Source organism: Chryseobacterium sp. 27AL (assembly GCF_057815395.1).
Window position 1 is genome coordinate 885,386 of sequence record NZ_JBYRIW010000001.1, and the last position, 13,098, is coordinate 898,483.

The 13,098-nt window shown below is 37.8% G+C and carries 13 protein-coding genes; 7 read left to right on the top strand and 6 right to left on the bottom strand.

The features are described 5' to 3' along the window. Positions 1–34: 34 nt before the first annotated feature. Both bioA and AC3WV0_RS03830 read left to right on the top strand, forming a co-directional pair. The gene (gene bioA / locus AC3WV0_RS03825) at positions 35–1,300 is read left to right on the top strand and encodes an adenosylmethionine--8-amino-7-oxononanoate transaminase (protein ID WP_488844136.1); all 1,266 of its coding nucleotides are present in this window, start codon (positions 35–37) and stop codon (positions 1,298–1,300) included. Positions 1,301–1,375: 75 nt separating this feature from the next. Next, positions 1,376–2,083: a DUF421 domain-containing protein gene (locus AC3WV0_RS03830; RefSeq protein WP_488844138.1), complete on the top strand. Its 708-nt coding sequence runs from the start codon at positions 1,376–1,378 to the stop codon at positions 2,081–2,083. A gap of 142 nt (positions 2,084–2,225) precedes the next feature. Here the strand turns inward: AC3WV0_RS03830 and AC3WV0_RS03835 are convergent, their stop codons facing one another. The 4 genes from AC3WV0_RS03835 to AC3WV0_RS03850 all read right to left on the bottom strand — a co-directional run bounded on the left by AC3WV0_RS03835 (position 2,226) and on the right by AC3WV0_RS03850 (position 4,817). Then, a complete protein-coding gene (locus AC3WV0_RS03835) occupies positions 2,226–2,375 on the bottom strand; it encodes a hypothetical protein (protein WP_488844140.1) in 150 nt (49 codons plus the stop codon). Between the two features lie 247 nt (positions 2,376–2,622). Then, positions 2,623–3,429 carry a ferritin-like domain-containing protein gene (locus AC3WV0_RS03840; protein WP_488844142.1) on the bottom strand — a complete coding sequence of 269 codons (807 nt, stop codon included), beginning with the start codon at positions 3,427–3,429 and terminating at the stop codon, positions 2,623–2,625. A 25-nt stretch (positions 3,430–3,454) separates the two neighbouring features. Continuing rightward, positions 3,455–4,162, bottom strand: coding sequence for a ferritin-like domain-containing protein (locus tag AC3WV0_RS03845; RefSeq protein ID WP_488844143.1), 708 nt, complete (start codon positions 4,160–4,162; stop codon positions 3,455–3,457). 85 nt (positions 4,163–4,247) lie between these two features. After that, positions 4,248–4,817: a fasciclin domain-containing protein gene (locus AC3WV0_RS03850; protein ID WP_488844145.1), complete on the bottom strand. Its 570-nt coding sequence runs from the start codon at positions 4,815–4,817 to the stop codon at positions 4,248–4,250. Positions 4,818–5,097: 280 nt separating this feature from the next. Here AC3WV0_RS03850 and AC3WV0_RS03855 point away from each other — a divergent pair, with 280 nt between their 5' ends. The 3 genes from AC3WV0_RS03855 (at position 5,098) to AC3WV0_RS03865 (ending at position 7,573) form a co-directional block, all read left to right on the top strand. Then, on the top strand, positions 5,098–5,667 hold the full coding sequence (locus AC3WV0_RS03855; protein WP_488844146.1) for an RNA polymerase sigma factor: 570 nt from the start codon (positions 5,098–5,100) through the stop codon (positions 5,665–5,667). 1 nt (position 5,668) lies between these two features. Beyond that, positions 5,669–6,478, top strand: a complete 810-nt coding sequence (locus AC3WV0_RS03860; protein ID WP_488844148.1) for an anti-sigma factor — start codon at positions 5,669–5,671, stop codon at positions 6,476–6,478. A 150-nt stretch (positions 6,479–6,628) separates the two neighbouring features. After that, positions 6,629–7,573, top strand: a complete 945-nt coding sequence (locus AC3WV0_RS03865) for an aldo/keto reductase (protein ID WP_488844150.1) — start codon at positions 6,629–6,631, stop codon at positions 7,571–7,573. Between the two features lie 58 nt (positions 7,574–7,631). Here AC3WV0_RS03865 and AC3WV0_RS03870 read toward each other — a convergent pair whose 3' ends face one another. Further along, complete coding sequence (locus AC3WV0_RS03870) at positions 7,632–9,476, bottom strand: chloride channel protein (RefSeq protein WP_488844152.1); 1,845 nt, start codon at positions 9,474–9,476, stop codon at positions 7,632–7,634. A gap of 72 nt (positions 9,477–9,548) precedes the next feature. Further along, positions 9,549–10,820, bottom strand: coding sequence for an NAD(P)/FAD-dependent oxidoreductase (locus tag AC3WV0_RS03875; protein ID WP_488844154.1), 1,272 nt, complete (start codon positions 10,818–10,820; stop codon positions 9,549–9,551). Positions 10,821–11,266: 446 nt separating this feature from the next. Between AC3WV0_RS03875 and AC3WV0_RS03880 the strand changes: the two genes are divergently transcribed. Both AC3WV0_RS03880 and AC3WV0_RS03885 read left to right on the top strand, forming a co-directional pair. Further along, positions 11,267–12,256 (top strand): aldo/keto reductase, encoded by a 990-nt coding sequence (locus AC3WV0_RS03880; RefSeq protein ID WP_488844155.1) that lies wholly within the window; start codon positions 11,267–11,269, stop codon positions 12,254–12,256. Between the two features lie 191 nt (positions 12,257–12,447). Beyond that, positions 12,448–13,014, top strand: coding sequence for an OmpH/Skp family outer membrane protein (locus tag AC3WV0_RS03885; RefSeq protein ID WP_488844157.1), 567 nt, complete (start codon positions 12,448–12,450; stop codon positions 13,012–13,014). The last annotated feature ends 84 nt before the right edge of the window (positions 13,015–13,098 follow it).

Genomic DNA, 13,098 nt, shown 5'->3' on the forward strand with positions numbered 1-13,098 from the left:
GTGAATAGTTAATGATTAATTTTAAAAATTATTTATGAATTTATGTGAACGTGACAGAGCTGTAAACTGGCATCCTTACACTCAAATGAAAACGGCTGATGATATTATTCCGATAATAAGGGGAGAGGGTATTTATCTTTTTGATGACGAGGGTAAACAATATATAGATGCGGTTTCTTCATGGTGGGTTACTCTTCATGGCCATGCCCATCCTTATATTGCAAAAAGAGTTTCTGAACAGCTGCATACTTTGGAACAGGTTATTTTTGCAGGATTTACCCATGAGCCGGCAATACAACTTTCCGAAAATCTTTTAAAAATCCTACCCGAAAATCAGAAGAAAATTTTTTACTCCGACAATGGTTCCACCGCGGTAGAAGTTGCTTTAAAAATGTGCATTCAATACGCATATAATCAGGATCATAAAAAAACAAAAATTCTTGCTTTTAAAAATGCATATCACGGCGACACTTTCGGGGCGATGTCCGTAAGCGGAAGAAGTGCATGGACAAATCCTTTCGGGGAAATGCTTTTTGAAGTTATCTTTATTGATGTTCCGACTGCGAAAAACCTGGACCATCTTAAGACTTTCATCAAAAGTATTTCAGATGAGATTGCATGTTTTATTTACGAACCCCTTATCCAGGGAGCTGCAGGAATGCTGATGCATAAAGCAGAAGATCTGTCGGAATTAATGAAATTCTGCAGAGATCAAAAAATTCTGATGATTCAGGATGAAGTTTTTACAGGTTTTGGAAGGACGGGAAAACTTTTTGCCGCTGATCACCTTTCAGAACAACCTGATATTATGTGTTTTTCTAAAGGACTTACAGGCGGTACAATGCCAATGGGCATCACCAGCTGCTCTCAGGAAATTTTTGAAGCGTTTTTGTCCGACGATCAATATAAAACGCTATTTCACGGGCATTCTTTTACCGCCAATCCGCTGGCATGTACGGCTGCATTAGCAAGTATGGAGTTATTACTGAACGATGAGACGCTTCGTAATATCGATCTCATTGTTAAAAAGCACACTGCATTTTCAGAAGTTCTGCGGCAGCATTCAAAAGTTGATCATGTACGGCAAACAGGAACAATCATAGCGTGGGAAGTGATAAACAATCACCAAACATCTTATTTTAACACAACCGGAAAAAAATTATACAAAGAATTTTTAAAAAGAGGAATTATCCTGCGCCCACTGGGAAATACAATGTATCTGGTTCCTCCTTACTGTGTTACTGCAGAACAGCTTGATCATATTTATCATCATATCATAGAAGTTTTAGATCATTTTTAAACAATAATTAAATATCAAAAAAAACTAAATTACTCTTGGCTTATTATTTGAATTTTCAAGCAAAATAACAACAATATGCTATCCATATTTCTTTTAAAATTTGACTGGAAAGAACTTTTGCTGGGGGAGGAAGAATGGTCTTTTCTCCTGGAGATTGCGCTTCGTACCATCATTATGTTTGTCACCATCATTATTGGCCTTAGACTTTTAGGAAAAAGGGGAGTTAAACAGCTTTCTCTTTTTGAACTCGTTGTGATCATCGGTCTTGGTTCTGCAGCAGGAGATCCAATGTTTTATAAGGAAGTCGGAATTGTTTCATCAATTCTTGTATTTGTTCTGATTATTTTAATGTATTCCATCATCACCTATTTTATCGGAAAAAGCAAGAAATTTGAAACATTGGTCGAAGGAAGATCAATATGCCTGATTGAAAATGGCGAATTTTCAATCGAAAATTTTAAAAAAGAAAACCTGGGAAGCGATGAATTTTTTGCGGAATTAAGACTCAAGGGTATTTCACAGCTCGGTCAGATTGAACAGGCCATTGAAGAAATTTCAGGTGAAATAAGCGTTTTTTATTTTGAAGATGAAAAAATAAAATATGGACTTCCCATTATGCCGGATTCATTATCTAATCCACTAAAATCTATTAAGGAACAAGGATATTATTCGTGTACATTTTGCGGACATACAGAAGAAAAGCACACTGGAGAAGCCGGAAATTGTCAAAAATGCAAAAAAGATGAATGGGTTCCTGCAAGTAACAAAAAGCGCATTACCTAAAATAAAACGAAAAAGGCCCCTAATGGAGCCTAAAAAAACACAAATGATGAAAAAAAATTATTTCGATTCACAAATATAATAAAAAATTATATATGTCAAAACTGAAATTCAAACTTATTTATAAAATTATAATATCTACGATTTATCCCGCATTTAATCTTTGTGATGTGGTACAAAAACCAAGTGCAAGCAATGCTAAAACACCTACAGTAAACACTTTTACTGTTTTTTTTATTCCTTCCCGGCTTGGTAATTTTTCTTTAATAACCTGAGGATAATCTATTGTTTTCATACAATAAAGGTACGAATTAAATAATAAACGATTATGTATTATAATTCAATATTTCACATAAGAAACAGTTTATGAGTATAGTCATAAAAAAGCTATGCAAAACTTATTAGCTTTGATAAACACGACACTCCAAATTTTCAAGTTTTAAAGGCAAACTCCTCGTCACAAGAGGAGTTTTTAATGATTAAAAAATGAAAAATCCCCTTCCAACACGGAAAGGGACCACACCTAACATTAAGAAATCTGCTTAAACAATAAACAAAGATGCAATTGTCTGCGCTTCACTTCCCGTTAATATTTCGTCATACGCTGCTGAACCTGCCGCTGCCCCAAAAGCATTCGCCGTATTAAATCCTGCCTGATTGGTATTTCCTTCTCCCGCATACACAGGATCAGTCGCAGAAGGCATATTACCTCCGTCTGAAAGTTCTATCCAGCCTTTGTTCGCTCTCATTCTTCTCACCTGTGATGCATGTCTTGCTTCCACAGAATGAATCTGTAATGCCGCCTGCAAAACCGTTTTGTTAGACATTACATTGCCTGCCTGGCCTTTGTAAGCACGAACTCCGGTGTCTTCAAATGCCTGAGCAAGAACAAGAAACTGATTGTAATCGGTAAAAGGCGTAAAATTTCCTCCGGCCGTAAAATCAAAAGTAGGTTTCGCTCCCGGAGTAACACCCAGTGAAGTTAAAGTATTTTTCAGAAATGTAACATGCGCTGACTCATGTTTTGAGATTTGCATGAAAACCGTTTTGTCCGCATTGGGAATCAACCCTGCTGTAGAAAGCCCGATTGCATAATATTCGTTTTCAAGATATTCCAGAACCAAGGCCAGTTGGAGTGCATCCGTTAAAGCATTTTTAAAGGTATTGCTTTCATTTAAAGGAGCTGCTTTTGCAGGAGTACTCATCAGTGCGCCCAATCCAAGTGGCAAAGAAGCAACAGCCGCTTTTTTTCCAAAAGAGGAAATATGGGTAAGAGTATCTAATCTTGAAGCTTCTGAGGTGAAAAATTTATCGTCAGAAAGCTTATCCAGTAATTTAAGAATGTTCATAATGTAAATTTTTGAAGTGAGTAAATTATCCGATTCCTTGTTCTTTCCATGTGAAAGGGGTTTTTATAAATCCTCCTGCTGCCATGACAATATCTTTAGGGTCTTTCGCAAGATCCAATCCGTTACTGTCGATGACATCATCACCTGAAAACGCCGCCGTTCCGGGATTGATAAGATTTCTGATCGCCGAAGCATGTCTTGCTTCCACAGAAACAATTTTTCCTGCAATTACCAGATAATCCGCATTGGTAATGTATTTTCCTGCGCCGTTATATGCAGCGACTCCTGTATCTTCAAGCGCTTTTGCCGTTGCCAGAACAGAATTCCTGTCATTAAAATTTACATTCGGATACTGAAATTCAAGCTTTGGCAGCACATTAGAAGTTGCACCGCTAATAGCTGCTTTAAAGAAATCTCGGTGGATTACCTCATGATGATAGAGATCCGTAAAAATATCTTTCTCTACCGTTGAGATCCCGGAGTAGAAATTATTAACAACTTTGGTATAGAAATCTGCTTCCAGCTGTTCAAGAGCATAAGCATAATTTAATACCCCCACATCGCCTTTTCCAAGGTCAAAAACATTCGTTTCCATAAAATCGAATTCATTGTCGTCACAGCCGATCAACGTAAGTCCTGCCATAGCAAGGCCAACACCACTAAGCTTTAAAAAGTTTCTTCTGCTGGTATCCAGCGTGGCTCCCTGATTAGAAACACTGATAGTTTTTTTCATAATATTATTTGTTTAAGTGTTATTTTTTGTAACAGAATAGAAAAAAAAACAGCATAATATTTATGCTGTTTTACCACTAAACACACTACGGCATCAAAACCGTATCTATAACATGAATCACTCCATTCGATTGATTAACATTAGCTATTGTCACTTTTGCATCATTACCTTTAGAATCTCTTACATAAAGATCTTTGCCTTTTGTCCAGAAAGTAAGCTCTTCACCTTCTACCGTTTTCATCATGCTTTTGCCGTTTCCTGCTTTCACAGCTGCCCAGATTTGTTTTGCGCTGTATTTGCCTGGTAAAACATGATACGTAAGAATTTTTGTAAGCATTGCCTTATTTTCCGGCTTTACAAGATTTTCCACTGTACCTTTCGGAAGTTTAGCGAAGGCAGCATCTGTAGGAGCCAGTACTGTAAATGGGCCAGCTCCCTGCAGTGTTTCCACCAAACCTGCGGCTTTTACTGCTGCAACCAATGTTTTATGATCTTTGGAATTCACGGCATTCTCAATGATATTCTTTGAAGGATACATAGGAGCTCCGCCTACCATTACTGCTTTCTCTTTCATCATTTGGGCAGACATCTTACCACTGAAAGCAAATGATAAAGCCACCATACTAAAAACTGTGATTTTTGATCTTGTGTTCATTTTTTTGATTTTTAACTTTAATTATGTATTTGAATGTAAATTGTCTTTAAATCCATTTACGAGGGCGGTTTTATTTTAGTTTTAAATTTTTTAAAATAAATTATAACTAACTAACAATCAGATAATTATTTTACATAAAACTTAAAAATATTTAAATATTATTATTAAATATCAAATTATTAAGCATTAGAATTAAAAATTATTAAACAGTTGATTAATTTTTATTATGATTTAAAAGATGGTGTGGGTATTGCTTGTTATTTGTTTTATTTTATTACATTTGAAAAGAAAAATATTTGCTATTAAAACACAGTATTCGGAAGAGCAGCTGATCGTTTTGCTAAAACAGAAAAACGAAAATGGTTTTCATTATTTGTATGACCATTATTCCGGCGCACTCTATGGCGTCATCCTCCGAATCGTTCAGTCAAAAGATTATACAGAAGAAATCATTCAGGATGTTTTTGTCAAAATATGGAATTCCATCCATCTGTATGATGCATCCAAAGGAAGATTTTATACATGGATGATCAATATTGCCAGAAATACAGCAATCGATTATCTGAAATCAAAAGGCTTTCAGAATGAACTCAAAAACCAATCGTTACCCGATTTCGTATATAACTCTGCAGAACTTTCCACCACGAATAATTCATCTGATTTTATCGGATTTAATAATGTACTGGAAAGTCTGGATACCGATAAGAAAGAACTTATCGATCTGGCATATTACCAGGGATACACTCAGAATGAAATTTCCGAAAAGCTGAAGATCCCCCTGGGAACGGTAAAAACCAAAATGCGGAATGCCCTTATGAAATTAAAGGATTTGTTAAAAGATTATCAATAAATTGAACACTAAAGAATACATATCATCCGGAATTATAGAATCTTATATTCTAGGTCTTGCCTCGCCCGACGAAGCAGGTATTTTGGAGTGTGTGATGAAGAATAATGCTGAAGTAAGAGCGGCTTTCGAGGAAGCACAAAAAACATTGGAAGACCTTGCTACAGCACAGGCTGTAACACCTCCAGATGACCTGAAAACAAAAATCTGGAATAAAATTCAGCATGAACAGACTGCTGAACAGGCGACTCCTGTAATTCCTGCAGATATTCCTGTTGCAAAACCTCAGGAAGAAATAAGAATTCAGCGAAATAGCAAATGGAAAGTGTATGCCATAGCTGCATCGGTATTATTCATTGTCAGTGTTGCAGGAAATATTTTCTGGATAAACGACCAGGCAAAAAAACAACAGGAAATTGCCAGGATGAATACTGAAAAGAAAAATCAGGATCTTGCCATGCAGAAAATGAATCAGAAAATGGAAATGGTTTCAAATCCTGATATGAAAATGGTTATGCTAAAAGGAGTGGAAAAACATACAGACTCCAAAGCCATGGTTTTCTGGGATACCAAAACAAAAGAAGTTTACCTGAATGCAGACAAACTTCCTAAAGCTCCCGAAGGAATGCAGTATCAGCTTTGGGCCATTGCAGACGGCAAACCGGTGAGCGCAGGAATGTACACCGAAGAAAAAGACAGCAAAATTGCTCTTGCCAGTATTCCAAAGGCTCAGGCGTTTGCCATAACACTGGAAAAACAAGGTGGAAGTCCTGTACCAACTATGCAGAACATATATGTAATGGGAGAAATTTAAACAATTTTAATGTAATAAAATAATAAAGGATCAGCATTTTGCTGGTCTTTTTTCATTGATGAAAAATATATGCACCATAGAGAAATTACTCGTTCAAAGAATGAAATTTCCCTACCTTTAACTATCAATCACAGATTTTAAAATAGCATTATGAATAAGCGAACAATTAAGAATACAGATTTAGCTGTAGCACCCATTAATTTCGGAGGAAACGTTTTTGGATGGACGTTAAATGAAAAAGAATCTTTTGATATTCTGGACAGGTTTACCGATGAAGGTTTCAACTTTATTGATACAGCCGACACCTACTCTTGGTGGGTAAATGGAAAAGGCGGACAATCCGAAGAAATTATCGGTAAATGGATGAAGAACCGCGGAAAAAGAAATAATCTGGTGATTGCCACAAAAGTAGGCTCCGAAACCAAGGAACACGGCTTCGATATCAGCAGAAAACATATTCTAAAATCTGTTGACGAATCATTACAAAGGCTGCAGACCGATCATATCGACTTATACTATACCCATTTTGATGATAAAGTAACGCCGGTGGAAGAAACACTGCAAGCCTATGATGAAATTATCAAAGCCGGAAAAGTCCGTTATATTGCAGCTTCCAATGTTTCCCCGGAGAGACTCAGAGAATCATTTGAAGTTGCTGAGAAAAATAATCTGCCAAAATATGTTGCCCTACAGCCTCATTACAATTTAATGGAAAGAGAAGGTTTTGAGAAAAACTATGCGCCTCTAGTCGAAGAATTTGGTTTGAGCGTATTTCCTTATTGGTCGCTGGCTGCAGGATTTTTAACGGGAAAATACCGCAGCAAAGATGATTTGTCGAAAAGCCAGAGAGGTGAGGGAGCAAGAAAATACCTCAACCCAAAAGGAATGGAAGTTTTGAAAGCACTGGACGAAATCAGTTCAAAACACCAGACAAAACCTGCAACAGTAGCCTTAGCCTGGCTGCTTACCAATCCTCTGATTACAGCACCCATTGTAAGTGCAACCAGTGAATCTCAATTAGAAACTTTGTTTGCAGCGCCCAAACTGCAATTAGACAGCGCCGATATCGATCGGCTCAACAAAGCCAGTGAATAAATCATAAAACCGTTCAGACATAAATCTGAACGGTTTTTATATTGTTTAAACCAAAATATTATTCAGAATATTCCTTCAATAGCTGTCTGTAGCTCATCAATATGGTCGATTTCGAAATAAATCCGATAAATTTATTCTGGGTATCAACAACAGGCAGGTTCCAGACTCCTGTATCATCAAATGTCTGAAGAATTTCCAATGGCTGATTCTCTGGATGAATAATGGCTGGTGGCGCCTTCATAATCTGGCTCACCGATGCAGAAATCTCATCATTCGTAAAAAGATAAGGACGGATATCATCAAGTGTAAGAATTCCGCGAAGTGTTTTTTCATCATTAACGACGGCATAAATATTCTTATTCCCGTTTTTTACCAGTTCAAATAATTCTTTAACCGGCGCATTTTCGTTAATGACCTGTGAATAGCGGTCGATAAAATCTTCTGTTTTTAAGGAAAATAAAATATTTTTATCATGTTTATTGGTGAATATTTTACCCTGATCGGCCAGCGATTTTAATTCAGGAGAGATAGGAGAGAACCATTTTGCAATCAGGTAAGAGATAATGGAAGCGATCATCAGCGGAATAAAAAGATCATATCCGAAGCTGGATTCGGCAATAAGAAAAATAGCGGTAAGCGGAGCATACATCACACCACTCATTGCACCAGCCATTCCTACCAGTACAAGATTTGTTACCGGAACTTCAGAAAATCCGATCTGCTGACAAATAATAGCAAAGAGATAACCTACCGTTCCTCCTGCAAAAAGAGAAGGGGCAAAGTTACCGCCGTTCCCACCACTGAAAATGGTGAATGAGGTTGCAAATGCCTTTAACAACAATACAAGAATCAGAAAAATGATAATGGTAAAGTTGCCGATCTCGAAATATCTGAAAAGACTGTTTTCTATAATTCTGTGCACATCACCATTTGTAAATGCCTTCACGGTTTCGTAGCCTTCACCGAACAGAGGCGGAAAAAGCACACACAATAAAGAGAGCACAGCGCCGCCAAACATCGCCTTACGAAGCCTCGACATATTTAATTTCTTAATAAAATGCTCAACTTTCTTGGAAATAATAACGAAATATCTTGCATAAAGACCAGTTACGATTCCCAAAATAAGATAATAGGGAACATTCTTATAATTAAAGGCTTCTCTTGTATAAAACCTGAACAGCACATCTTCCTGAAGCAGGATTCGCGAAAGCAAACTTCCACAGACAGCTGCTACCACAAGAGGAATAAAATCGGTAAAAACCACTCCTGTAAGCAGAATTTCAAAAGCAAACATAATTCCCGCAATCGGCGCATTAAAAGCTGAAGCAATACCGGCAGTGGCTCCTGCAGCCAGCAATAACGTACGTTCCTTATAGCTCAGACGGTAGGTCTGCGCAAAGTTAGATCCGATCGCAGCACCTGTCACGGCAATCGGGCTTTCCAGTCCTGCAGAACCTCCCAAACCAACCGTTACAGCACTCTGTACAATTTGGGAATACATTTTAACAGAAGAAACAATACTTGAGTTTTGCGCAATCTCATAAAGAATAGCGCCAATCCCTTTTCTGTCCTGTCCTTTAAATATGGTCAAAACAATACTCGTCGTTAATACAATTCCCAGGAAAGGAAAAATGATATAAAACAGGATCTGATATTCAAAGTGAACCTTTGTGGTAATAAAATGATGAATCGCATGAACAAGCGATTTCAGTAAAACACCGGCCAGACCGGCAGTACAGCCCACAAGAATTCCCGACAGCACCAAAAACTGATTCCTGCTTAATCTGTTGTTAAGCCAATGGAGAATCAGTTCGTAGCTGCGCGCTTTTTCAAGTCCGTACTTTTGAAAGTCTCTTTTAAACTTAAGAAAGCTTAGAAACTTTTTCTTATGATGAATATTCACTTTTGAGATTTTATACCGTAACAGCGTATTTACAGCTCCGTAAATTTATGAAATATATCATGAATATTAAAATCACGAATTATCAGTCGTATCTCTTTTTGGTCTTAAAATTAGCCGGATCGATGGATTGTTGGTAATGAAAAGACGCAGCCAGTTAAACGCCAGACGCACTTTACTGCTGAAGCTTACCAATGGAATAATATGGATAAAAAGCCAGGTCAGCCAGGCAAGAAATCCTTTGAATGAAAACTTCGGTAAATCGACCACCGCATTGAACTTTGAAATAATGGCCATACTTCCTTTATCGTTGTATTCAAAAGGAATGAGAACTTTTTCGTCTTCAATCCTTTTCAGGTTTTTACCTAAATTCTTAGCGTGCTGAATAGCCACCTGAGCCAGCTGGGGATGCCCCTTAGGATATTTTTCTTCGGTGAGCTGCAGGGCAATATCGCCCAGCGCATAAATATTGGCCGTGCCATTTACTTTATTATAGGCATCTACCATCAGCCTTCTTCCTTTACCGATGCTTTCCTCAGGCATTCCCGGAACTTCCCGGCCGATTACTCCTGAAGTCCAGATCAGGGTTTCTGTTTCGATGATCTGTCCGTCTGCCAGAATAACTTTACAGTCGGTATAATCTTTCACTGCCGTATTGAGAATGATCTTTACACCCAGCTTCTTAAGCCTTTCGTAAGCTGCTTGCTGAGCCATTTTGCTCATGGGCGAAAGGAGTGTTGGCATAGCATCAATCAGGTAAATATTAGAAAGTCCCAGCTTTATTTCAGGATATTCTTTTTCGGCGATGTAACTTCCCATTTCGGCAATCATTCCTGCAAGCTCCACACCGGTTGGTCCTCCGCCGGCGATTACAATGTTCTGTAGTTTCTGGGCTTCTCTCACATTTTTATTTCTTGCCGCTTCCTCCAGAGTCAGCAGCATATAGTTTCTGAGATAAAGGGCTTCATCGATGGTTTTCATCGGCAATGCACATTTCTTTACATTTTCCATCCCAAAGAAATTGGTTTCGGTTCCCAATGCCAGCACGAGATAATCATATTTTAAAGTGCCACTGTCCGTTTCAAGGATATTCTGTTCAGGATCCACTCTTACCAGGTTACCCATGTGGAAATTGACATTTTTATAATTTGAAATTAATTTCCGGAAAGGGTAACTGATGTTGGATGCCTCAATAAATGAAGTCGCCACCTGATAGATAAGCGGTGGAAAGAAATGATAATTATTCTTATCAACAAGTGTAATTCTGAAACGGTTGTCATTCACCAGAGATTTGATCAGGTTGATCCCTGCGAAACCTCCGCCGACAATAACGATATGCTTTTTCATAATAATTAAATTGAAATGGTGGTGCCTGAATCAGTTCAATAATAAAGCCAAAAGGTCAGTTTATGGTATCAATTCACGGAACATTCATGTAGGAGCTTGCTGACACTTTTTGTAAAAATCTTTATTTATTTTAAAACACATTTAAACACTGCGTGATACAAGCTTAAAACAGATATTATTTCCAGTTTTGATGCTGTACTAAAAACGTCTCGACGTTTTCCCAAAAACCTTTCGACGTTTCGAGTAAAACCTTTCGACGTTTTCTCCAAAACCTTTCGACGTTTTACCTGCCGGGTTATTGTTCTTTTTAAATTTAAATAAAATCATCTCCATTTTTCTTTTATGTTTCGTAAGAATTGGTATCAATTTAATTTAAAATCGGGATAAAAGGAAGTAAGTGCACAATGTTTGTATTTCATTATTAACCAATCATTAAATATTATCATATGAAATCAGACATTTTAACGGAAAAACACAGGCTGGGAGTAGGCGGTGTAGCAATAGGAACAGCTTTTGAACCACTCACCGACGGACAATCTTACGAAGTGCTGCAAAAAGCATGGGATCTTGGAATCCGGTATTATGATACATCACCGTGGTACGGACTTACCAAAAGTGAAAGAAGATTCGGAAATTTCTTGCACGGGATGAATCGTGATGAATTTATACTTTCCACGAAAGTCGGACGTTTGTTCGTAGAAGTTCCTGAAAATGAAGTGCCGCCTACAATGTGGCAGGATCCGCTTAATTTTGATTTTGAGCACAACTATACGGCAGATGCCATTAAAAGATCAATTGAGGAAAGCCTGAAGCGAACAAGACTTGATCGTATTGATATTGTCTACGTCCACGATCTTTCGGAGGACCAGGTGGGTGACCGCTATCCGTATTTTCTGAAGCAGGCGAGGGAAGGAGCCTTCAAAGTATTATCTGAACTGAGAGATCAGGGGGTAATCAAAGCCTGGGGAATGGGGGTCAATAAAATAGAGCCTATCCTAGACTGTATTGATTCTGCGGATCCGGATATCTGCCTTTCGGCAACACAATATTCTATCCTGGAGCATGAAGATGCGGTCGACAGATTACTTCCAGGCGTGAAGAAAGCAGGCGTGAAGCTGGTTTCCGGAGCGGGATATAATTCAGGATTTATCACCGGAAGGCTTAGATATAATTATAAAGATGTTATCCCGAAAGGAATGACCGAAAAGCGCGATAAAATCACAGAGATCGCTAAAAGATATGATATTGATATCGTAGATGCTGCCCTTCAGTTTGTACTTGCGGCCGACGAGTTCGTTTCCATTATTCCCGGGGCGAGCAAGCCAGAACAGGTAGAAGATAACTTAGATGCTCTTAAAAAAAATATTCCGACAGATTTCTGGAAAGAATTAAAATCAGAAGGATTAATTTATGAAAAAGCACAGGTTCCTGGCTAATTAATCTGATACAGCTATGATAAAGTCTCCAACACGGAGACTTTTTTTATGACACGATTAAAAATTATCAGCTAAAATCAACTCCGGAATAGTTCCCGGATTTCTTTTTTACGAATATCACTAGGGATGTAGTTATATTTATTATATTTGCTGACTTTATTAAGGATAAAATTTAAATATATATATTCAAGATGAAAAAGTTAATTACAACATTTTCGATAGCAGCAGGGCTTTTCCTGACAACAAATTTCGTAAATGCACAGCAAAAAATCGGTCATGTAAATTCTGATGATATTTTTGCCAATCTTCCTGAAGCTAAAACGGCAGAAACTTCTCTTGACGCTTTCACAAAAACCAAGCAAGGTGAAATTGAAAAGATGATCACTACGTATCAGACCAAGCTGAAAGCGGCTCAGGATAAAGAGAAAACAATCAGTGAAGCGAATAAGGAAACTGTTATCAAAGAACTTACTGCGGCACAGACAGAACTTCAGACGTTAGGAAAAGGTATTGAAGAAGCAAGAACGAAAGCAGCTCAGGATATTTCAAAGAAGCAGACTGAATTATTCACGCCTATTCAGCAAAAGGTAAGCAACATGATCTCTACTGTAGCAAAAGAAAAAGGACTGGCTTATGTGTTTGATGTTGCATCTTCGCAGGGTAACAGCAATATCGCTTATATGGATGGTGGAGAAGATATTACCCCATCTGTAAAATCTAAGCTGGGCGCAACAGGTGCAGCGAAAGCTTCTAAATAATTCAAATTTATATAATAAAAAAAAGCTGGAAATAGACGATAAAGTCTTAATTTCCAGCTTTCTATCTTCAGTTTCTTACTTAGA